Raw genomic sequence first — 22,956 nt, 5'->3', positions numbered from 1 at the left:
AATAGAACCCACAGTGGGTAAAAAAGGTCCGCGCAGTCAACCTTATTTATTCGGGTTAGGACGGATAAACTGGATGATACTCCAGTGATGGAGTCTGGTGCAGAGGGATATGGGTATGTCTGGCGTCAAGATCAGTGGCAAGGTCAAATGGTTCAACAATGCCAAGGGTTACGGCTTCATTAATGAAGAAGGTAAGACCGAGGACCTTTTTGCGCATTATTCCGAGATCAAAATGGATGGCTACAAAACGCTGAAAGCGGGCCAAACTGTGAGTTTTGAGATCATTCAAGGACCGAAAGGGCTGCACGCTGTGAATATCTGTGCAATCGCGATCACTACACCTGCAAAACCCGTTGTATCCGCCGCTCAAAAAGAAAAGAAGCTAACGGCCTGATTCACTGCCAAGCGAGAAGCATGCAAATAAAAAACGGCCACCCAACCCATTGGAGTAGCCGTTTTTTATGCCTGCGTGTTTACATGTGCGAGATCAGCGCATCGCCAAAGCCCGACGACGACACCAACTTCGCGCCCTCCATCAGGCGCTCGAAGTCATAGGTCACGGTCTTGGCCGAGATAGCACCATTGGTGCCCTTGATGATCAGATCGGCCGCTTCGGTCCAGCCCATGTGGCGCAGCATCATTTCCGCCGACAGGATCAGCGAACCCGGGTTGACCTGGTCCTTACCGGCATATTTCGGCGCGGTACCGTGGGTGGCTTCAAACATTGCCACGGTGTCGGACAAGTTGGCGCCCGGCGCAATACCGATACCACCGACTTCCGCCGCCAGGGCGTCAGACAGGTAGTCACCGTTGAGGTTAAGGGTCGCGATCACATCATATTCAGCCGGACGCAGCAGGATCTGCTGCAGCATGGCATCGGCAATCGCATCCTTGACCACGACATTCTTGCCGGTCTTCGGGTTCTTGAACTGCATCCACGGCCCGCCATCGAGCAGGGTTGCGCCGAATTCTTCAGCCGCCACTTCGTAGGCCCATTCCTTGAAGGCACCTTCGGTGAACTTCATGATGTTGCCTTTGTGTACGATGGTCAGCGACTCGCGGTCGTTATCCACGACATATTGCAGGGCCTTGCGCGCCAGGCGCTTGGTGCCCTCTTTGGACACCGGCTTGATGCCGATACCGCAATCCTGGTCGAAACGGATCTTGGTGACACCCATTTCCTCCTTGAGGAACTTGATCACTTTGATCGCTTCCGGCGAACCGGCTTTCCACTCGATCCCGGCGTAAATATCTTCGGAGTTTTCGCGGAAGATGGTCATGTCCACGTCGCCAGGCTTTTTGACCGGGCTCGGCACGCCTTCGAACCAGCGCACCGGGCGCAGGCACACATACAGGTCGAGTTGTTGGCGCAGGGCCACGTTCAACGAACGGATGCCACCACCGACCGGCGTGGTCAGCGGGCCTTTGATGGAGACTACGTAATCGCGCACCGCGTCCAGGGTTTCCTGGGGCAGCCAGGTGTCCTGGTCATAGACTTGGGTCGCCTTCTCACCGGCGTAAACTTCCATCCACGAAATCTTGCGCTTGCCGCCGTAAGCTTTTTCAACAGCGGCGTCGACCACCTTGATCATCACTGGGCTGATGTCGACACCGATACCGTCACCTTCGATATAAGGGATGATCGGTTGGTCAGGAACATTGAGAGAATGGTCTGCATTGACGGTGATTTTGTCGCCGACTGCCGGAACCTGAATCTTCTTGTATCCCATGCTGAACTCCATCTATGGATTGAACATCTGGCTGCGTTCGAGCCTACTCCAGATAAATGACGACTTAAACCTCACGCCACGCTCATTTGCATCGAAAACAGCATATTTAGTCGCCTACAAGCTTGAAAGCAAAGGGAAAAGCGCCAATCTTGAGCACATCATGCGACTTTAGGCGCAACTTGGTCCCTGCGACCTTTAGACCAATGGACGACCCACCTTTTGTATGAAGGCTCGGCGTAAGCATAGCGACCTATGTATAATGCCGCCGCTGACCAAAGAGTCACGACGGCCGACTGCCTGCTTCTTCAATAGAAAGCAGCGCCCAGCGCCAGAAAAGCCGGACTAAACAATAGTCCACCCGCTTGACGCTCGACTGATGCAACCCAACATCACCGCGAAGAAACCTCGACCTTTCGCTCATGGATGACTTTGAACGAACGCGCTCTACCCGGCGCATCTCGAGTTTCTGCGCACGCTTTCAGCAAAGAAGAGAGTTAATCCGAATATGCCCACCCGCTCGAAGATCATCTACACCTTCACCGACGAAGCACCAGCCCTCGCCACCTATTCACTGCTGCCTATCGTAGAGGCCTTCACCGCTTCCGCTGATATTGCCGTGGAAACCCGCGACATCTCCCTCGCCGGGCGCATCCTCGCAAGCTTCCCCGAGCAACTGGGCACCAAAGCCGTCCCGGACCACCTCGCCGAACTGGGCGCCCTGGCCGTTACGCCTGAAGCCAACATCATCAAGCTGCCTAACATCAGCGCCTCGACGCCTCAACTGCAGGCGGCGATCAAAGAACTGCAAGCCAAGGGCTACGCCCTGCCGGACTACCCGGAAACCGTAACCACCGACGCGGAAAAAGAAACCCGTGCACGTTACGACAAGATCAAGGGCAGCGCCGTGAACCCGGTACTGCGCGAAGGCAACTCCGACCGCCGCGCACCGCTGTCGGTCAAGAACTACGCACGCAAGCACCCGCACAAGATGGGCGCCTGGGCTGCCGACTCCAAGTCCCACGTCGCTTACATGAGCCACGGCGACTTCTACGGCAGCGAAAAAGCCGTACAGATCGAGGCAGCCGACGCGGTCAAAATCGAACTGATCGCTAAAGACGGCACCGCGACCGTACTGAAGGAAAAGACTTCCGTACAAGCTGGCGAAATCATCGACAGCTCCGTGCTGAGCAAGAACGCCCTGCGCAGCTTCATCGCCGCTGAAATCGAAGACGCCAAGAAACAAGGCGTACTGCTGTCGGTTCACCTGAAAGCCACCATGATGAAGGTCTCCGACCCGATCATGTTCGGCCAGATCGTTGCCGAGTTCTATAAAGACGCCCTGACCAAGCACGCCGCCGTGCTGGAGCAGATCGGCTTCAACCTGAACAACGGCATCGGCGACCTGTACGCTCGCATCAAGGCCCTGCCGGCCGAGCAGCAAGCGCAGATCGAAGCCGATATCCAGGCGGTCTACGCCGCTCGCCCTTCCCTGGCGATGGTCAACTCCGACAAAGGCATCACCAACCTGCACGTGCCGAGCGACGTGATCGTCGACGCCTCGATGCCGGCCATGATCCGTGACTCCGGCAAAATGTGGGGCACCGACGGCCAGCTGCACGACACCAAGGCCGTGATCCCGGATCGCTGCTACGCCACCATCTACCAAGCTGTCATCGAAGACTGCAAGGCCAATGGCGCGTTCGATCCGACCACCATGGGCAGCGTGCCGAACGTTGGTCTGATGGCACAGAAAGCCGAAGAGTACGGCTCTCACGACAAGACCTTCCAGGTCAAGGCTGACGGCGTCGTCCGCGTTACCGACAGCAAGGGCAACCTGCTGATGGAACAGGCCGTCGAAGCCGGCGACATCTTCCGCATGTGCCAGGCCAAAGACGCGCCGATCCAGGACTGGGTCAAACTCGCCGTCAACCGCGCCCGCGCCAGCAACACCCCGGCCATCTTCTGGCTGGACCCACAGCGCGCCCACGACGGTGCGGTGATCGAGAAAGTCCAGACCTACCTGAAAGACCACAACACCGACGGCCTGGACATCCGCATCATGTCGCCGGTCGACGCGATGAAGTTCACCCTGGAGCGCACCCGCAAGGGCCTGGACACCATCTCGGTGACCGGTAACGTACTGCGCGACTACCTGACCGACCTGTTCCCGATCATGGAACTGGGCACCAGCGCCAAGATGCTGTCGATCGTGCCGCTGATGAACGGTGGCGGTCTGTTCGAAACCGGCGCTGGCGGTTCGGCACCCAAGCACGTGCAGCAACTGCTGGAAGAAAACTTCCTGCGTTGGGATTCCCTGGGCGAGTTCCTGGCCCTGGCCGCATCGCTTGAGCATTTGGGCGTGACTTACAACAACCCGAAAGCTCTGGTACTGTCCAAGACCCTGGACCAGGCCACCGGCCAGTTCCTCGACAACAACAAGTCGCCATCGCGCAAAGTCGGCAACATCGACAACCGCGGCAGCCACTTCTACCTGGCGCTGTACTGGGCCCAAGCCCTGGCCGCACAGACCGAAGACACCGCGCTGCAAGCGCAATTCGGCGAACTGGCCAAGACCCTCGCCGCGAACGAGGCAACCATCGTTGCCGAGCTCAACGCCGTACAGGGCAAGCCAGTGGACATCGGCGGCTACTACGCGCCGAACCCGGAGCTGACCAGCAAAGTCATGCGCCCGAGCAACACCCTCAACGCGGCAATTGCCAAGCTGAAGTAAGGTTGTAAGGATGCAAACAAACCCCGGCCCCGTGCCGGGGTTTGTGTTTCCAGCGAATAAACCGGATTCAAATGTGGCAGGGAGCTTGCTCCCGATGGCAGTGAGTCAGCTACCAACAAGTCGACTGCCCCACCGCCATCGAGAGCAAGCCCCCTCCCACACCGACTGCAATCCTGCCTGAAGACCGCACCGCACTCAGAATCGAGAGGCATCCAATGACCTGGCAACCCCACATCACCGTCGCCACCATCGTCGAAGACAACGGCCGCTTCCTGATGGTCGAAGAACTCAAGGGCGGCCGCGCCGTGCTCAACCAGCCCGCCGGCCACCTCGACCCGCACGAAACCCTGACCGAAGCCGCCGTGCGTGAAACCCTCGAAGAAACCGGCTGGGACGTCGAAGCCACCGGCATCGTCGGCATCTACCTGTACACCGCGCCGAGCAACGGCGTGACCTACCAGCGGGTCTGCTTCACCGCCAAGGCGCTGAAACACCGCCCGGACTATCAACTTGACGACGGCATCGTGCGCGCCCGCTGGCTGAGCCGTGACGAGCTGATGGGCCTGCGCGACGCCTGGCGCAGTGAGCTGATCATCCGGTGTATCGATGATTATCTGGCCGGCTTTCGCCACAGTCTCGAATTGATCCGACCTTCTCTTTAGCCTTGAAGGCTCGGGCCTGTTAGAATCGCGTCCTTTTTCAAGACACCCGTTGAAACCCTATGCGTGATCCAGCCCCTTCTGACACACAAAAGAAGCGCGTCATCGTCGGCATGTCCGGCGGCGTGGATTCTTCCGTTTCCGCCGTTCTGCTCATGGAGCAGGGTTATGAGGTGGAAGGCCTGTTCATGAAGAACTGGGAAGAAGACGATGGAACGGAATATTGCACCGCCATGGACGACCTGGCGGATGCCCAGGCCGTGTGCGACAAGATCGGCATCAAGCTGCATACCGCCAACTTCGCCGCCGAGTACTGGGACAACGTGTTCGAGCACTTCCTGGCCGAATACAAGGCCGGCCGCACGCCGAACCCGGACATCCTGTGCAACCGCGAGATCAAGTTCAAGGCGTTCCTCGACTACGCCATGATGCTCGGCGCCGACCTGATTGCCACCGGCCACTACGTGCGCCGTCGTGACATCGACGGGCGCACCGAACTGCTCAAGGGCCTGGACCCCAACAAGGACCAGAGCTACTTCCTGCACGCCGTCGGCGGCGAACAGATCGCCAAGACCCTGTTCCCGGTCGGCGAACTGGAAAAGCCCGAAGTGCGCCGGATCGCCGAGCAGCACGACCTGGCCACCGCCAAGAAGAAGGATTCCACCGGGATCTGCTTTATCGGCGAGCGCCGTTTCAGCGACTTCCTCAAGCAATACCTGCCAGCGCAACCGGGCGAGATCAAAACCACCGAAGGCGAGGTCATCGGCCACCATCACGGCCTGATGTACCACACCATCGGCCAGCGCCAGGGCCTGGGCATCGGCGGCTTGAAAGACGCCGGCGACGAGCCGTGGTACGTGCTGGTCAAGGACCTGGAGCACAACGAACTGATCGTGGGCCAGGGCAATGACCACCCATGGCTGTTCTCCCGCGCACTGCTCGCTTCGGATATCTACTGGGTCAACCCGGTGGACCTGAGCGCGCCGCGCCGCCTGACCGCCAAGGTGCGCTATCGCCAGAGCGACCAGCCCTGCACCCTGGAAAAAACCGCCGACGGTTACCGCGCCACCTTCGATGACCCGCAACGCGCGGTCACGCCTGGCCAGTCCGTGGTGTTCTACGATGGCGAGGTGTGCCTGGGGGGCGGCGTGATTGAAGTCGCCGAACCCTGGAGCAACCCGGCATGAGCCCGATCCAGGAGCAACTGACGGCACTCGGCGGGGTCTTCCTCGCCGCAGTGCTGGTGGACAAGATCGCCAAGACCGGCCAGGTTACCGAGGCCGGCCTGACCTGCATGCTCGGCAGCCTGCTGGTTCGCGACCCCAAGGATACCCTGGAAGTCTATGGCGGTGACGACCTGGCGCTGCGTGAAGGCTACCGCGCACTGGTCGGCGCACTGGAACGCGACCCGAGCACCTTGCAGCGCGAACCGCTGCGCTACGCCCTGTCGATGCTCGGCCTCGAGCGCCAACTGGCCAAGCGTGACGACCTGCTGGAGACCATCGGCAAGCGCCTGCCGCAGATCCAGTCCCAGGTTGAACACTTCGGCCCGGCCCACGAAAACGTCATCGCCGCCTGCGGCGCGCTGTACCAGGACACCTTGAGCACATTGCGCCAGCGCATCCAGGTGCATGGCGACATGCGCAACCTGCAACAACCGAACAACGCCTCGAAGATCCGCGCCCTGCTTCTGGCCGGTATCCGCTCGGCGCGGTTGTGGCGCCAGTTGGGCGGTCATCGTTGGCAGTTGGTCATCAGCCGTCGCAAATTGCTCAAAGAGCTTTACCCGTTGATGCGCAACGAATAAGTCGCAGCCACGGGCTATTTTCAAGCCGTTACGCGTAATACGCCGGTCAGTTGGCAACGGACCGGCGGATTTTTTCATGTATGATACGCGCCCCATTTCGTTGCCCGACTGTCCGAGAACACCCCATGCAGCTCTCTTCGCTCACTGCGGTTTCCCCTGTTGACGGCCGCTACGCCGGCAAGACCCAGGCCCTGCGCCCGATTTTCAGTGAATACGGCCTGATCCGTGCCCGCGTACTGGTTGAAGTGCGCTGGCTCCAGCGCCTGGCCGCTCACCCTGCCATCAGTGAAGTGCCGGCGTTCTCCGCCGAAGCCAACGCGGTATTGAACACTCTGGCGGAAAACTTCTCTCTGGAGCACGCCGAGCGTGTCAAAGAGATCGAGCGCACCACCAACCACGACGTCAAAGCCATCGAATACCTGCTCAAAGAGCAAGCGGCCAAGCTGCCGGAACTGGCCAACGTCAGCGAATTCATCCACTTCGCCTGCACCAGCGAGGACATCAACAACCTGTCCCACGCCCTGATGCTGCGCGAAGGCCGTGATGAGGTGATGCTGCCGCTGATGCGCCAGACCGCCGAAGCCATCCGCGAACTGGCGATCCGCTTCGCCGCTGTGCCGATGCTGTCGCGCACCCACGGTCAACCGGCCTCGCCGACCACCCTGGGCAAAGAACTGGCCAACGTGGTGTATCGCCTGGAGCGCCAGATCGCTCAAGTGGCGGCCGTCCCGCTGCTGGGCAAGATCAACGGCGCCGTGGGCAACTACAACGCCCACCTGTCGGCCTACCCGGAGGTCGACTGGGAAGCCAACGCCCGCGCCTTCATCGAAGACGAACTGGGCCTGGGCTTCAACCCGTACACCACGCAGATCGAACCGCACGACTACATCGCCGAGCTGTTCGACGCGATTGCGCGCTTCAACACCATCCTGATCGACTTCGACCGTGACGTCTGGGGCTACATCTCCCTGGGCTACTTCAAGCAGCGCACCATTGCCGGCGAAATCGGTTCGTCGACCATGCCGCACAAGGTCAACCCGATCGACTTCGAAAACTCCGAAGGCAACCTTGGCATCGCCAACGCCCTGTTCCAGCACCTGGCCAGCAAGTTGCCGATCTCCCGCTGGCAGCGCGACCTGACCGACTCCACCGTACTGCGCAACCTCGGCGTGGGCTTTGCCCACAGCGTGATCGCCTACGAAGCCAGCCTCAAAGGCATCAGCAAGCTGGAACTCAACGAGCAGAAAATCGCCGCTGACCTGGATGCATGCTGGGAAGTTCTGGCCGAACCGATCCAGACCGTGATGCGCCGCTACAACATCGAAAACCCGTATGAGAAGCTCAAAGAGTTGACGCGCGGCAAAGGCATCAGCCCTGAAGCACTGCAAACTTTCATCGACGGCCTGGACATGCCCGCCGCTGCCAAGGCCGAGCTGAAACTGCTCACCCCGGCCAACTACATCGGCAACGCCGTGGCCCAAGCCAAACGCATCTGATCATCGCAAGCCCCTTTGAGACGCCCGGCCGCGCCGGGCGTTTTTATTCCAGTCTGAAAAGTGCTTTTTTTCAATAGGTTACACATGAATCCTGATATCCCTCTTCAACTTCTGGGCGGCATCACGGCACGGGAATTCCTGCGCGACTACTGGCAGAAAAAACCGCTGCTGATCCGTCAGGCCATTCCTGATTTCGAAAGCCCGATCGACGCCGATGAACTGGCCGGCCTGGCCCTGGAAGAAGAAGTCGAGTCGCGCCTGGTGATCGAACACGGCGAGCGTCCGTGGGAACTGCGCCGCGGCCCGTTCGCCGAAGACACCTTCAGCACCCTGCCCGAGCGCGAGTGGACCCTGCTGGTGCAGGCGGTCGACCAGTTCGTGCCGGAAGTCGCCGAACTGCTCGAACAGTTCCGCTTCCTGCCCAGCTGGCGCATCGACGACGTGATGATCAGCTTCGCCGCGCCCGGTGGCAGCGTGGGTCCGCACTTCGATAACTACGACGTGTTCCTGCTGCAAGCCCATGGCAAGCGCAACTGGAAGATCGGCCAGATGTGCAGCTCTGACAGCCCGATGCTGCAACACGCCGACCTGCGCATCCTCGCCGAATTCGAAGAGATCGCCGAATGGGTGCTGGAACCGGGCGACATGCTCTATCTGCCGCCACGCCTGGCCCACTATGGCATTGCCGAAGATGACTGCATGACCTACTCGGTCGGCTTCCGCGCGCCAAGCGCCGCCGAAGTGCTGACCCACTTCACCGACTTCCTCAGCCAGTACCTGACCGACGAAGAGCGTTACACCGACGCCGACATCCAGCCGACCAGCGACCCACACCAAATCCAGAGCGATGCCCTCGACCGCCTCAAGAGCCTGCTGGCCGAGCACATGAGCGACGAGCGCATGCTGCTGACCTGGTTCGGCCAGTTCATGACCGAGCCGCGCTACCCGGAACTGGTCGCCGGCCCGGAAGAACTGCTGGAAGAAGACGTGGTCGGCAGCCTGGAAGATGGCGGCGTATTGATCCGCAACCCAAGCGCGCGCATGGCCTGGTCCGAAGTCGACGACGACCTGCTGCTGTTCGCCAGCGGCCAGAGCCGTTACCTGCCGGGCAAGCTGCGCGAACTGCTGAAAATGATCTGCGCAGCCGACGCCCTGCACATCGACAACCTGAGCGAATGGCTGGCGGACGACGATGCCCGCGACCTGATGTGCGAGCTGGTCAAGCAGGGAAGCCTGGGGTTTGCCGATGAATAAGATTCACGTCAATGTCGCGAACTGGCATAAGGATATCGCCGAGATTCGGCGCATTCGTGAAGCGGTATTTATCGCCGAACAATCGGTCCCACCCGAACTGGAATGGGACGCAGACGACGCGGACGCCGTGCATTTCCTCGCGTTCGAGGGCGACTTTCCGATTGGCACCGCTCGCCTGCTGCCCAGCGGCGAGATCGGCCGCGTGTCGGTCCTCAAGGATTGGCGCGGGCTTAAAGTCGGCGACAAGCTGATGGAAGCCGTGATTGGCGAAGCCGAGAAGCGCGGCCAGAACAAACAGTTCCTCAGTGCGCAGGTCTATGCCGCGCCGTTCTATGAGCGACTGGGCTTCAAGATCGTCAGCGAGGAATTCCTTGAAGTCGGGATTCCGCACGTCGATATGGTGCGCGAGGGCTGATCCGGGACCGCGTCGCTGCTATCGGGGGCAAGCCCCCTCCCACATTTTGACCGAGAGCATCCCTTGGAATGCCGTCAAGTGTGGGAGGGGGGGCTTGCCCCTCCCACATTTTGACCGAGAGCATCCCTTGGAATGCCGTCAAGTGTGGAAGGGGGCTTGCCCCTCCCACATTTTGACCGAGAGCGTCCCTTGGAATGCCGTCAAGTGTGGGAGGGGGGCTTGCCCCTCCCACATTTTGACCGAGAGCGTCCCTTGGAATGCCGTCAAGTGTGGGAGGGGGCTTGCCCCCGATAGCATTACCAGCAGCACCCCAAAACACCCTGCCATCCACCGATGCCAGGGTGTTTTGCCGTCTACGATTCAACTTGCGACCCGCCAGGCCGACAAACTGGCACTATCAAGCCTTATGACTCGCAGAGATAACGGACATGTCCCTACGCACCCTGCTCACCGCCCTCCTCCTGACCGCCAGCTTCACAGCGGCGGCCGACACCGAAGTCGTCAATTTGAGCCACCGTACCAGCGCCGACCTGCTGCCCGTGGCGCAGAACTTCCTCGGCAAGGACGGCACCGTCAGCGCCTACGGCAATCAACTGATCGTCAATGCCGACCCTGTCAGGATCCAGGACCTGCGCACCCTGCTCTCGCAACTGGACATACCGGCCAAGCGCCTGCTGATCACCGTCGACACCAACGAAAACAACCAGCAAAGCAGCGGCGACAGCCAGACCCGCATCATCAGCTACGGCACCGCCAGCCGCGACGGCGGCATCCAGCAGATCCAGGCCAGTGAAGGCGTGCCCGCACTGATCCAGGTAGGCCAGAGCGTGCCACTGACCACCACCCAGCCCGATGCCTACGGACGCCCGCAGAACCAGACCCAATACCGCAACGTCACCCAGGGTTTCTACGTGACCGCCAGCGTGACCGGCGACACCGTACACCTGGCGATCAGTACCAACCGTGACCGCATGAGCCAGGAGCGTCCCGATGTAGTGAACGTGCAAAGTACCGACACAACCGTCAGCGGCCGCCTGGGCGAGTGGATTCCGCTGGCCGGCATCAATCGCGAAACCCAGGCCGACAAATCCTCTACGACCCGCACTTACGCTACCCAGGGCCGCGACGACCTGACTTTACGGGTTAAAGTCGACACCTTGAACTGAAGCACCGATAACTGACTGATGAGTCGTATAAGACTAAAGATGTAGTGCCTGAAAAAAAGCACTACAAAACATTTGACGATCCAAAAAAGCATGGGCATGATGGCCTCGCTCCCGCTAATCAGAGGCCCTGGCAAGGGCCTTCGGATCGTCGCTCTAAGCTACCCAACTGAGCCGATTCGTGTCTGTACCGCCCACAAGGTGTGTTTGACGAGGTTGCGACTGGAACGAAGTTGTCCCGAGGGACGGAAGCTAACCAGGTAACCCGGCTACACACTGATGAATCGCCCCAAGGCCCACGACGCCCGAAGACCGTTCGCAGTTTGCCCCTACCTGCCCCACTCCCCCCTCGTTATTCGTTCATCCCGTCGCTTCCCCGCCAGACTTGACTTGAACACCTGTGCTTCTGGTCAGCGAGCAGCCAAGCCCACGCACTGTATACGTGGCTGGCAAACGGAATTTTCCACCCAGACCTATGCGACGAGGTTTATCTCCATGGCACTGACACGCGAACAGCAAATTGCAGCCCTTGAAAAAGACTGGGCTGAAAACCCACGCTGGAAAGGCGTGACCCGCGCTTATTCCGCTGCTGACGTCGTCCGCCTGCGTGGCTCGGTTCAACCTGAGCACACTTTTGCAAAACTCGGCGCCGAGAAGCTGTGGAACCTGGTCACCCAGGGCGCCAAGCCATCCTTCCGTCCCGACAAAGATTTCGTCAACTGCATGGGCGCCCTGACCGGTGGCCAGGCAGTCCAACAGGTAAAAGCCGGTATCCAGGCGATCTACCTGTCCGGCTGGCAAGTGGCAGCGGACAACAACTCCGCTGAATCCATGTACCCCGACCAATCGCTGTACCCGGTGGACTCCGTACCGACCGTGGTCAAGCGCATCAACAACTCGTTCCGTCGCGCCGACCAGATCCAGTGGAAAGCCGGTAAAGGCCCAGGCGACGAAGGCTACATCGACTACTTCGCACCGATCGTGGCTGACGCCGAAGCCGGTTTCGGCGGCGTGTTGAACGCCTACGAGCTGATGAAGAGCATGATCGAAGCAGGCGCCGCCGGCGTTCACTTCGAAGACCAACTGGCCTCGGTGAAAAAATGCGGCCACATGGGCGGCAAGGTACTGGTACCGACCCAGGAAGCTGTACAGAAGCTGACCGCTGCCCGTCTGGCGGCTGACGTTGCCGGCACACCGACCATCATCCTGGCCCGTACCGACGCCAACGCTGCCGACTTGCTGACTTCGGACTGCGACCCGTATGACCAACCGTTCGTCACTGGCGAACGTACCCAGGAAGGCTTCTACAAAGTGCGCGCCGGTCTCGACCAGGCCATCGCTCGCGGCCTGGCCTATGCGCCTTACGCCGACCTGATCTGGTGCGAAACCGCCAAGCCGGACCTGGCAGAAGCCCGTCGCTTCGCCGAAGCGATCAAAAAGGAATACCCGGACCAACTGCTGTCCTACAACTGCTCGCCTTCCTTCAACTGGAAGAAAAACCTGGACGACGCGACCATCGCCAAGTTCCAGCGCGAACTGTCCGCCATGGGCTACAAGCACCAGTTCATCACCCTGGCCGGCATTCACAACATGTGGCACAGCATGTTCAACCTGGCGCACGACTACGCCCGCAACGACATGACCGCCTACGTGAAACTGCAGGAGCAGGAATTCGCTGACGCCGCCAAGGGTTACACCTTCGTGGCTCACCAGCAGGAAGTGGGCACCGGCTACTTCGACGACATGACCACCGTGATCCAGGGCGGCACCTCGTCCGTGACCGCGCTGACCGGTTCGACCGAAGAAGAACAGTTCCACTGAGTGACTGAGCAAACGGCCATTGCGGCCCCGGTAAACAGCTAACCGCAATGCCGCACGACCTGACGCCCCGACTGGTTCGGGGCGTTTTTTTGCCCAAAGAAAATCCCCCTGACACCACAAAGCTCAAAAATGTGGGAGGGGGCTTGCCCCCGATTACGGTGTGCCAGTCAATACCTCTGCTGCTGATCCACCGCCATCGGGGGCAAGCCCCCTCCCACATCGAGGAATGGGCCAACCAGAAGAATTTGTGTGAAACATTGATCCAAAGCGGTATTTGGTTCAGATAAATCAGTTAAAAGATGCGCTCCGGCAACTAGCGGTAATCAAGCAAGTAACGACAACTTCCTGCACCACACCGCAACCACCCGCTTAACGCCCACCCAAATAACATTCATTATCATTTGGACCATGAAAGCGTCGTTACAGGTTAAACAAAACATATTTGATAAAAAGCCGGCTAATGCCCGTAACTCAAGGGCTGTAGCCCTACGGAGGCGTACTATGTGCTTATTCCACCGAATAATTTCGCTATATGAATTTTACTTGCCCGGTGTTTAGCCATAAAATCACCGCGATTGATTGCGCTGCGACATATCGTCACTGCATTGTTACTTTTTCGAGCTCAGAGACCTTTGCTCTCTGCTAAGGATTACCAGCATGACCGAAGCGACAGGACTCATGGCCCACAACTGGGGCTTTGCCATTTTCCTCCTCGGTGTTGTCGGCCTCTGTGCCTTCATGCTCGGCGTCTCCAGCCTACTCGGGTCAAAAGCCTGGGGCCGCAGCAAAAACGAACCGTTCGAGTCCGGCATGCTGCCCACAGGTGGCGCCCGCTTGCGGCTCTCAGCCAAATTCTATCTGGTCGCGATGCTCTTCGTGATCTTCGATATCGAAGCCCTCTTTCTCTTTGCCTGGTCTGTGTCCGTCCGCGAAAGCGGCTGGACCGGATTCGTCGAAGCCCTCGTTTTCATAGCAATTCTGTTGGCAGGCCTTGTCTACCTATTTCGAGTGGGCGCCCTTGATTGGGCTCCGGAAGCTCGTCGCAAGCGGCAAGCGAAGCTGAAACAATGAGGCTTTGGCGATGCAATACAATCTCACCAGGATCGACCCGGATGCTCCTAACGAGCAGTACCCCATCGGCGAACGGGAAACCGTTTCCGATCCGTTAGAAGACCAAGTCCACAAAAACATCTACATGGGCAAGCTGGAAGACGTGCTGAGCGGCGCGGTCAACTGGGGGCGTAAAAACTCCCTGTGGCCGTACAACTTCGGTCTGTCCTGCTGCTACGTGGAAATGACCACCGCCTTCACGGCGCCCCACGACATCGCGCGCTTCGGCGCCGAAGTGATCCGGGCCTCGCCGCGTCAGGCGGATTTCATGGTTATCGCCGGTACCTGCTTTATCAAGATGGCGCCGATCATTCAGCGTCTCTACGAGCAAATGCTCGAGCCGAAGTGGGTTATCTCCATGGGTTCGTGCGCCAACTCCGGTGGCATGTACGACATCTACTCCGTTGTTCAGGGGGTGGACAAGTTCCTGCCCGTGGACGTCTACGTGCCTGGCTGCCCGCCCCGCCCCGAAGCATTTCTGCAAGGCTTGATGCTGTTGCAGGAATCGATTGGCAAGGAGCGTCGCCCACTTTCCTGGGTTGTCGGAGATCAAGGCGTTTACCGCGCCGAGATGCCGTCACAAAAGGAACAGCGCCGCGAACAGCGTATTCAGGTCACCAACCTGCGCAGCCCCGACGAAGTCTGATCCAGAGCCGCTTCTTTTATAGAACGAAAACCTGGCTTCATTCTTTACGTTGACCGAAAGCGATAAAAAACCATGACTACAGGCAGTGCTCTGTACATCCCGCCTTATAAGGCAGACGACCAGGATGTGGTCGTCGAACTCAATAACCGTTTTGGCCCTGACGCCTTCACCGCCCAGGCCACACGTACCGGCATGCCGGTGCTGTGGGTGGCGCGCGCCAAGCTCGTCGAAGTCCTGACCTTCCTGCGCAACCTGCCCAAGCCGTACGTCATGCTCTATGACCTGCATGGCGTGGACGAGCGTCTGCGCACCAAGCGCCAGGGGCTGCCGAGCGGCGTCGACTTCACCGTGTTCTATCACCTGCTGTCGATCGAACGTAACAGCGACGTGATGATCAAGGTCGCCCTCTCCGAAAGCGACCTGAGCGTGCCGACCGTCACCGGCATCTGGCCCAACGCCAGCTGGTACGAGCGTGAAGTCTGGGACATGTTCGGTATCGACTTCCCGGGCCACCCGCACCTGTCGCGCATCATGATGCCGCCGACCTGGGAAGGTCACCCGCTGCGCAAGGACTACCCTGCCCGCGCCACCGAATTCGACCCGTTCAGCCTGACCCTGGCCAAACAGCAACTGGAAGAAGAAGCCGCACGCTTCCGTCCGGAAGACTGGGGCATGAAGCGTTCCGGCACCAACGAGGACTACATGTTCCTCAACCTGGGCCCGAACCACCCTTCGGCGCACGGTGCCTTCCGTATCATCCTGCAGCTGGACGGCGAAGAAATCGTCGACTGCGTGCCGGACATCGGCTACCACCACCGTGGTGCCGAGAAGATGGCCGAGCGCCAGTCCTGGCACAGCTTCATCCCGTACACCGACCGTATCGACTACCTCGGCGGCGTGATGAACAACCTGCCTTACGTGCTCTCGGTCGAGAAGCTGGCCGGCATCAAGGTGCCCGACCGCGTCGACACCATCCGCGTCATGATGGCCGAGTTCTTCCGGATCACCAGCCACCTGCTGTTCCTGGGGACCTACATCCAGGACGTCGGCGCCATGACTCCGGTGTTCTTCACCTTCACCGACCGTCAGCGCGCCTACAAAGTCATCGAAGCCATCACCGGTTTCCGCCTGCACCCGGCCTGGTACCGCATCGGCGGTGTGGCCCACGACCTGCCGCGCGGCTGGGAAAAGCTGGTCAAGGAATTCGTCGACTGGCTGCCCAAGCGTCTCGACGAATACACCAAGGCCGCCCTGGACAACAGCATCCTCAAGGGTCGGACCATCGGCGTCGCCGCCTACAACACCAAAGAGGCCCTGGAATGGGGCGTCACCGGTGCCGGCCTGCGTTCCACCGGTTGCGATTTCGACCTGCGCAAGGCCCGTCCGTACTCCGGCTATGAGAACTTCGAATTCGAAGTACCGCTGGCTGCGAACGGCGATGCCTATGACCGCTGCATGGTCCGCGTCGAAGAGATGCGCCAGAGCATCAAGATCATCGACCAGTGCCTGCGCAACATGCCGGCCGGCCCGTACAAGGCGGATCACCCGCTGACCACGCCGCCGCCGAAAGAGCGCACGCTGCAGCACATCGAAACCCTGATCACGCACTTCCTGCAAGTTTCGTGGGGCCCGGTGATGCCGGCCAACGAATCCTTCCAGATGATCGAAGCGACCAAGGGTATCAACAGTTATTACCTGACGAGCGATGGCGGCACCATGAGCTACCGCACCCGGATTCGTACTCCAAGCTTCCCGCACTTGCAGCAGATCCCTTCGGTGATCAAAGGCGAGATGGTCGCGGACTTGATTGCGTACCTGGGTAGTATCGATTTCGTTATGGCCGACGTGGACCGCTAAGCATGAATAACACGCTTATCCAGACAGACCGTTTCACCTTGAGTGAAACCGAGCGCTCGGCCATCGAGCACGAGCTGCATCACTACGAAGACCCGCGCGCGGCGTCGATCGAAGCCTTGAAGATCGTCCAGAAGGAACGTGGCTGGGTGCCGGACGGCGCTCTCTACGCCATCGGCGAGATCCTCGGCATCCCCGCCAGCGACGTTGAAGGCGTGGCCACGTTCTACAGCCAGATCTTCCGCCAGCCGGTGGGCCGCCACATCATTCGCGTATGCGACAGCATGGTCTGCTACATCGGTGGTCACGAGTCGGTGGTCAGCGAGATCCAGAACAAGCTTGGCATCGGCCTCGGCCAGACCACCCCGGACGGCCGCTTCACGCTGCTGCCGGTGTGCTGCCTGGGCAACTGCGACAAGGCGCCGGCGTTGATGATCGACGACGACACATTCGGTGACGTGCAGCCTGCTGGCGTGACCCAATTGCTCGAGGGCTACCCATGACCCTGACTTCCTTCGGCCCGGCCAACCGCATCAAGCGGTCGCCCGAGACTCACCCGCTGACCTGGCGCCTGCGTGACGATGCCGAGCCGGTATGGCTCGAGGAGTACCAGGCCAAGAACGGTTACGCCGCTGCGCGCAAAGCCTTCGCCGACATGGCCCAGGACGATATCGTCCAGACCGTGAAGGACGCCGGCCTCAAGGGCCGCGGCGGCGCAGGCTTCCCCACTGGCGTGAAGTGGGGCCTGATGCCCAAAGACGAATCCATCAACATCCGCTACCTGCTGTGCAACGCGGATGAAATGGAGCCAAACACCTGGAAAGACCGCATGCTGATGGAGCAACTGCCCCATCTGCTGATCGAAGGCATGCTGATCAGCGCCCGCGCGCTGAAAACCTACCGCGGCTACATCTTCCTGCGTGGCGAATACACCACCGCCGCCAAGCACCTCAACCGTGCCGTGCAAGAAGCCAAGGCTGCGGGCCTGCTGGGCAAGAACATCCTCGGTTCGGGTTTCGACTTCGAACTGTTCGTACACACCGGCGCCGGGCGTTATATCTGCGGTGAAGAAACCGCACTGATCAACTCCCTCGAAGGCCGCCGCGCCAACCCGCGCTCCAAGCCGCCCTTCCCTGCCGCCGTCGGCGTGTGGGGCAAGCCGACCTGCGTGAACAACGTCGAAACCCTGTGCAACGTGCCGGCGATCATTGCCGACGGCGTGGACTGGTACAAATCGTTGGCCCGCGAAGGCAGTGAAGACATGGGCACCAAGCTCATGGGCTTCTCCGGCAAGGTCAAGAACCCTGGCTTGTGGGAACTGCCGTTCGGCGTGACCGCGCGCGAACTGTTCGAGGACTACGCCGGCGGCATGCGCGACGGCTACACCCTCAAGGCCTGGCAGCCAGGCGGCGCCGGTACCGGCTTCCTGCTCCCCGAGCACCTCGACGCACAGATGTATGCCGGCGGCATCGGCAAGGTGGGCACCCGGATGGGTACTGGCCTGGCGATGGCGGTGGACAACACCGTGAACATGGTCTCGCTGCTGCGCAACATGGAGCAGTTCTTCGCCCGCGAATCCTGCGGTTTCTGCACTCCGTGCCGCGACGGTCTGCCGTGGAGCGTCAAGCTGCTGATGGCGCTGGAAAAAGGCGAAGGCCGCGAGGGTGACATCGAAACCCTGCTGGGGCTGGTCGGTTTCCTCGGCCCAGGCAAGACCTTCTGTGCTCACGCACCGGGCGCCGTGGAGCCATTGGGCAGCGCAATCAAATATTTCCGCTCGGAGTTCGAAGCCGGCATCGCGCCTACCAGCGCCGCCGTCCCGCCTCTGGCGAGGCCGATCGTAGTCGGCGCGTAACGCTTAAACAGGCGAAGGGTCCGTGCCCTTCGCCTCGTCATGTGCTGACGCCGTCAAGGCTGTGTTGATGCACATGAATAACAAGATTCCATTAGCCACGCCCGCTGACAACGGGCCAACGAAGATCTTTGAACCATGGCCACTATCCACGTAGACGGCAAAGCGCTCGAAGTCGATGGGGCAGACAACCTGTTACAGGCGTGTCTGTCACTAGGCCTCGACATCCCTTATTTCTGCTGGCACCCCGCTCTTGGTAGCGTCGGTGCCTGTCGCCAGTGTGCGGTCAAGCAGTACACCGACGAGAACGACACCCGTGGTCGCATCGTCATGTCCTGCATGACCCCAGCCACCGACAACACCTGGATCTCCATCGACGATGAAGAATCCAAGGCGTTCCGCGCCAGTGTCGTCGAATGGCTGATGACCAACCACCCTCACGACTGCCCGGTCTGTGAGGAAGGCGGCCACTGCCACCTGCAAGACATGACGGTGATGACCGGCCACAACGAGCGCCGCTATCGCTTCACCAAGCGCACCCACCAGAACCAGGAACTGGGCCCGTTCATTTCCCACGAAATGAACCGCTGCATCGCCTGCTACCGCTGCGTGCGCTTCTATAAAGACTACGCGGGCGGCACCGACCTCGGCGTCTTCGGCGCCCACGACAACGTGTACTTCGGTCGCGTTGAAGACGGCGTACTGGAAAGCGAATTCTCCGGCAACCTCACCGAGGTCTGCCCGACCGGTGTGTTCACCGACAAGACGCACTCCGAGCGCTACAACCGCAAGTGGGACATGCAGTTCGCCCCGAGCATCTGCCATGGCTGCTCCAGCGGTTGCAACATCTCCCCGGGCGAGCGCTACGGCGAACTGCGTCGCATCGAAAACCGCTTCAACGGTTCGGTCAACCAGTACTTCCTGTGCGACCGTGGCCGTTTCGGCTATGGCTACGTCAACCGCGAAGACCGCCCACGCCAGCCACTGCTGGCCGGCGGCGCGAAGCTGAACACCGACGAAGCGCTGGATAAAGCCGCCGACCTGCTGCGCGGTCGCAACATCGTCGGCATCGGTTCGCCGCGTGCCAGCCTCGAAAGCAACTACGCGTTGCGCGAACTGGTCGGCGCCGAGCACTTCTACTGCGGTATCGAAGCCGCTGAACTGGAGCGCATCCGCCTGGTCCTGCAAGTGCTGAACGACAGCCCGCTGCCAGTGCCGAACATGCGCGACATCGAAGACCACGATGCGATCTTCGTGCTCGGTGAAGACCTCACCCAGACCGCCGCACGTATGGCCCTGTCGCTGCGCCAGTCGGTCAAAGGCAAGGCCGAAGCCATGGCCGACGCCATGCGCGTACAGCCTTGGCTCGACGCCGCGGTGAAAAACATCGGCCAGCACGCGCTGAACCCGCTGTTTATCGCCAGCCTGGCCGAAACCAAGCTCGACGACATCGCCGAAGAATGCGTACACGCAGCGCCAGATGACCTGGCCCGCCTCGGTTTCGCCGTGGCCCACGCCCTTGACGCCAGTGCGCCGGCCGTCGAAGGCCTGGACGCTGAAGCAATGGCACTTGCCCAACGCATCGCCGACGCCCTGCTGGCGGCCAAGCGCCCACTGATCATCGCCGGCACCTCGCTGGGTTCCAAAGCGCTGATCGAAGCGGCGGCCAACATCGCCAAGGCCTTGAAGCTGCGCGAGAAGAACGGTTCCATCAGCCTGATCGTGCCGGAAGCCAACAGCCTCGGCCTGGCCATGCTCGGTGGCGAGTCCGTCGACAGCGCCCTGCAAGCCGTGATCGACGGCAAAGCCGACACCCTGGTAGTGCTGGAAAACGACCTGTACACCCGCACGGATTCGGCCAAGGTCGACGCCGCGCTGAACGCTGCCAAAGTGCTGATCGTCGCCGACCACCAGAAGACCGCCACCAGCGAGCGTGCCGACCTGGTATTGCCGGCCGCGACCTTCGCCGAAGGCGACGGTACCCTGGTCAGCCAGGAAGGCCGCGCCCAGCGCTTCTTCCAGGTGTTCGATCCGAAGTACATGGACGCCAGCATCCTGGTTCACGAAGGCTGGCGCTGGCTGCATGCCCTGCGCTCGACTCTGCTCAATCAGCCGATCGACTGGACCCAACTCGACCACGTCACTGCAGCCGTCGCGGCGAGCGCCCCGCAACTGGCGCGTATCGTCGACGCTGCACCGTCCGCCGCGTTCCGCATCAAGGGCATGAAACTCGCCCGTGAGCCGCTGCGCTACTCCGGTCGTACCGCCATGCGGGCCGACATCAGCGTGCATGAACCGCGTACTCCGCAAGACAACGACACCGCGTTCGCCTTCTCCATGGAAGGTTACTCGGGTTCGGTCGAGCCGCGTCAGCAGGTGCCATTTGCCTGGTCGCCGGGCTGGAACTCGCCGCAGGCCTGGAACAAGTTCCAGGACGAAGTCGGTGGTCACATCCGCGCTGGCGACCCGGGCACCCGCCTGATCGAACCCCAGGGCGATGCGTTGAACTGGTTCGCCGCCGTACCGCGTCCGTTCAACCCGGCCCAGGGCACCTGGCAGGTTGTGCCGTTCTTCCACCTGTTCGGCAGCGACGAGACCTCGTCCAAAGCCGCACCGGTTCAAGAACGCATCCCGGCTGCCTACGTGTCCCTGGCCAAGTCCGAAGCCGACCGTCTCGGCGTCAACGATGGTGCCCTGCTCAGTCTGAACGTCGCGGGCAAGACCCTGCGTCTGCCGCTGCGCATCAACGACGAGTTGGGTGCCGGCCTGGTTGCACTGCCAAAAGGCATCGCCGGTATTCCACCGTCGATCTTTGGCCAAACCGTTGACGGTCTGCAGGAGGCAGCGCAATGACCTGGTTCACCCCTGAAGTCATCGATGTGATCATTGCGGTCGTCAAGGCCATCGTGATCCTGTTGGCCGTGGTCGTGGCGGGCGCCCTGCTCAGCTTCGTCGAACGTCGCCTGCTGGGCTGGTGGCAGGACCGTTACGGTCCGAACCGCGTTGGCCCGTTCGGCATGTTCCAGATCGCTGCCGACATGCTGAAAATGTTCTTCAAGGAAGACTGGACCCCGCCGTTTGCCGACAAGGTGATCTTCACCCTGGCACCGGTCGTGGCCATGAGCGCCTTGCTGATCGCCTTCTCGATCATCCCGATCACCCCGACCTGGGGCGTGGCGGACCTGAACATCGGCTTGCTGTTCTTCTTCGCCATGGCCGGCTTGTCGGTCTACGCGGTACTGTTCGCCGGTTGGGCCAGTAACAACAAGTTCGCCCTGCTGGGCAGCTTGCGGGCCTCGGCCCAGACCGTGTCCTACGAAGTGTTCATGGGCCTCGCGCTGATGGGCATCGTGGTGCAGGTCGGCTCGTTCAACATGCGCGACATCGTCGAGTACCAGGCGCAGAACCTGTGGTTCATCATTCCGCAGTTCTTTGGCTTCTGTACGTTCTTCATCGCTGGCGTCGCCGTGACTCACCGTCACCCGTTCGACCAACCGGAAGCGGAACAGGAACTGGCCGACGGTTACCACATTGAATATGCCGGCATGAAATGGGGCATGTTCTTCGTCGGTGAGTACATCGGCATCATCTTGATCTCGGCCCTGCTGGTCACGCTGTTCTTCGGCGGCTGGCACGGTCCGTTCGGCATCCTGCCGCAGCTGGCGATCTTCTGGTTCTTACTGAAGACCGCGTTCTTCATCATGCTGTTTATCCTGCTGCGCGCTTCCATTCCGCGTCCACGGTATGACCAGGTGATGGATTTCAGCTGGCGCTTCTGCCTGCCGCTGACCCTGATCAATTTGCTGGTGACTGCTGCCGTTGTGTTGTTGAACACGCCCGCGGGCGCGGTTCAGTGAGGATTTGACCCATGTTCAAATATATTGGCGACATCGTTAAGGGTACCGGTACCCAGTTGCGAAGCCTGGTGATGGTGTTCGGTCACGGCTTTCGCAAACGCGACACCCTGCAATACCCGGAAGAAGCGGTGTACCTGCCGCCGCGCTATCGCGGCCGCATCGTACTGACCCGCGACCCCGATGGCGAAGAGCGTTGCGTAGCCTGCAACCTGTGCGCCGTGGCGTGCCCGGTGGGTTGCATCTCCCTGCAGAAAGCTGAAACCGAAGACGGTCGCTGGTACCCGGACTTCTTCCGCATCAACTTCTCGCGCTGCATTTTTTGCGGCCTCTGCGAGGAAGCTTGCCCGACCACCGCGATCCAGCTCACACCGGATTTCGAGATGGCCGAGTTCAAACGTCAGGACCTGGTGTACGAGAAAGAAGATCTGCTGATCTCTGGTCCCGGTAAAAACCCTGATTACAACTTCTATCGTGTTGCAGGTATGGCCGTTGCCGGTAAGCCGAAAGGCGCCGCACAAAACGAAGCCGAGCCGATCAACGTGAAGAGCTTGCTGCCTTAAG

The 22,956-nt window shown here is 60.5% G+C and carries 19 protein-coding genes; 18 read left to right on the top strand and 1 reads right to left on the bottom strand.

All coding sequences use genetic code 11. The annotated features are described in order from the left end of the window. The first annotated feature begins 115 nt into the window (after nucleotides 1–115). Nucleotides 116–394 (top strand): cold shock domain-containing protein CspD, encoded by a 279-nt coding sequence (cspD, locus tag AC07W0_RS07560; RefSeq protein WP_032804724.1) that lies wholly within the window; start codon nucleotides 116–118, stop codon nucleotides 392–394. 79 nt (nucleotides 395–473) lie between these two features. On the opposite strand, the gene icd is transcribed toward cspD, so the two are convergent. After that, complete coding sequence (gene icd, locus AC07W0_RS07555) at nucleotides 474–1,730, bottom strand: NADP-dependent isocitrate dehydrogenase (RefSeq protein ID WP_026140163.1); 1,257 nt, start codon at nucleotides 1,728–1,730, stop codon at nucleotides 474–476. Between the two features lie 505 nt (nucleotides 1,731–2,235). Here icd and AC07W0_RS07550 point away from each other — a divergent pair. From AC07W0_RS07550 to nuoI, 17 genes are all read left to right on the top strand, one after another. Next, nucleotides 2,236–4,461 carry an NADP-dependent isocitrate dehydrogenase gene (locus AC07W0_RS07550; RefSeq protein ID WP_017848049.1) on the top strand — a complete coding sequence of 742 codons (2,226 nt, stop codon included), beginning with the start codon at nucleotides 2,236–2,238 and terminating at the stop codon, nucleotides 4,459–4,461. 215 nt (nucleotides 4,462–4,676) lie between these two features. Further along, entirely contained in the window at nucleotides 4,677–5,123 is a 447-nt protein-coding gene (locus tag AC07W0_RS07545; protein ID WP_017848050.1) for an NUDIX hydrolase, read from the top strand. A gap of 59 nt (nucleotides 5,124–5,182) precedes the next feature. Continuing rightward, nucleotides 5,183–6,307 carry a tRNA 2-thiouridine(34) synthase MnmA gene (gene mnmA, locus AC07W0_RS07540; protein WP_046485054.1) on the top strand — a complete coding sequence of 375 codons (1,125 nt, stop codon included), beginning with the start codon at nucleotides 5,183–5,185 and terminating at the stop codon, nucleotides 6,305–6,307. Further along, nucleotides 6,304–6,927, top strand: coding sequence for a high frequency lysogenization protein HflD (hflD, locus tag AC07W0_RS07535; protein WP_017848052.1), 624 nt, complete (start codon nucleotides 6,304–6,306; stop codon nucleotides 6,925–6,927). The genes mnmA and hflD overlap by 4 nt, the downstream gene beginning before the upstream one ends. Before the next feature lie 125 nt (nucleotides 6,928–7,052). Continuing rightward, nucleotides 7,053–8,423 (top strand): adenylosuccinate lyase, encoded by a 1,371-nt coding sequence (purB, locus tag AC07W0_RS07530; protein WP_017848053.1) that lies wholly within the window; start codon nucleotides 7,053–7,055, stop codon nucleotides 8,421–8,423. Nucleotides 8,424–8,507: 84 nt separating this feature from the next. After that, nucleotides 8,508–9,677: a ribosomal protein uL16 3-hydroxylase gene (locus AC07W0_RS07525; RefSeq protein WP_102617237.1), complete on the top strand. Its 1,170-nt coding sequence runs from the start codon at nucleotides 8,508–8,510 to the stop codon at nucleotides 9,675–9,677. Beyond that, nucleotides 9,670–10,092 (top strand): GNAT family N-acetyltransferase, encoded by a 423-nt coding sequence (locus AC07W0_RS07520; protein WP_017848055.1) that lies wholly within the window; start codon nucleotides 9,670–9,672, stop codon nucleotides 10,090–10,092. Before AC07W0_RS07525 ends, AC07W0_RS07520 begins: the two co-directional genes overlap by 8 nt. Before the next feature lie 428 nt (nucleotides 10,093–10,520). Further along, nucleotides 10,521–11,258 carry a secretin N-terminal domain-containing protein gene (locus AC07W0_RS07515; protein WP_017848056.1) on the top strand — a complete coding sequence of 246 codons (738 nt, stop codon included), beginning with the start codon at nucleotides 10,521–10,523 and terminating at the stop codon, nucleotides 11,256–11,258. Between the two features lie 492 nt (nucleotides 11,259–11,750). Beyond that, complete coding sequence (aceA, locus tag AC07W0_RS07510; RefSeq protein ID WP_024076175.1) at nucleotides 11,751–13,076, top strand: isocitrate lyase; 1,326 nt, start codon at nucleotides 11,751–11,753, stop codon at nucleotides 13,074–13,076. Between the two features lie 657 nt (nucleotides 13,077–13,733). Further along, nucleotides 13,734–14,147: an NADH-quinone oxidoreductase subunit A gene (locus AC07W0_RS07505; RefSeq protein ID WP_003219575.1), complete on the top strand. Its 414-nt coding sequence runs from the start codon at nucleotides 13,734–13,736 to the stop codon at nucleotides 14,145–14,147. A 10-nt stretch (nucleotides 14,148–14,157) separates the two neighbouring features. Further along, on the top strand, nucleotides 14,158–14,832 hold the full coding sequence (locus tag AC07W0_RS07500; RefSeq protein ID WP_003219572.1) for a NuoB/complex I 20 kDa subunit family protein: 675 nt from the start codon (nucleotides 14,158–14,160) through the stop codon (nucleotides 14,830–14,832). A gap of 72 nt (nucleotides 14,833–14,904) precedes the next feature. After that, nucleotides 14,905–16,689: an NADH-quinone oxidoreductase subunit C/D gene (nuoC, locus tag AC07W0_RS07495; RefSeq protein WP_017848058.1), complete on the top strand. Its 1,785-nt coding sequence runs from the start codon at nucleotides 14,905–14,907 to the stop codon at nucleotides 16,687–16,689. A gap of 2 nt (nucleotides 16,690–16,691) precedes the next feature. Then, complete coding sequence (nuoE, locus tag AC07W0_RS07490) at nucleotides 16,692–17,189, top strand: NADH-quinone oxidoreductase subunit NuoE (protein ID WP_017848059.1); 498 nt, start codon at nucleotides 16,692–16,694, stop codon at nucleotides 17,187–17,189. After that, nucleotides 17,186–18,541, top strand: coding sequence for an NADH-quinone oxidoreductase subunit NuoF (gene nuoF, locus AC07W0_RS07485; protein WP_017848060.1), 1,356 nt, complete (start codon nucleotides 17,186–17,188; stop codon nucleotides 18,539–18,541). The genes nuoE and nuoF overlap by 4 nt, the downstream gene beginning before the upstream one ends. Nucleotides 18,542–18,676: 135 nt before the next feature. Next, entirely contained in the window at nucleotides 18,677–21,391 is a 2,715-nt protein-coding gene (nuoG, locus tag AC07W0_RS07480; protein ID WP_102617239.1) for an NADH-quinone oxidoreductase subunit NuoG, read from the top strand. Further along, nucleotides 21,388–22,395 carry an NADH-quinone oxidoreductase subunit NuoH gene (nuoH, locus tag AC07W0_RS07475; RefSeq protein ID WP_017848062.1) on the top strand — a complete coding sequence of 336 codons (1,008 nt, stop codon included), beginning with the start codon at nucleotides 21,388–21,390 and terminating at the stop codon, nucleotides 22,393–22,395. The genes nuoG and nuoH overlap by 4 nt, the downstream gene beginning before the upstream one ends. Before the next feature lie 11 nt (nucleotides 22,396–22,406). Continuing rightward, a complete protein-coding gene (gene nuoI / locus AC07W0_RS07470; protein WP_003174725.1) occupies nucleotides 22,407–22,955 on the top strand; it encodes an NADH-quinone oxidoreductase subunit NuoI in 549 nt (182 codons plus the stop codon). Nucleotide 22,956: the final 1 nt, after the last annotated feature.

The sequence above is a fragment of the Pseudomonas sp. GW704-F2 genome (assembly GCF_059423025.1).
The sequence above is the reverse complement of the archived record's forward strand: the minus strand, read 5'-3'. Positions and strand labels throughout refer to the sequence as shown.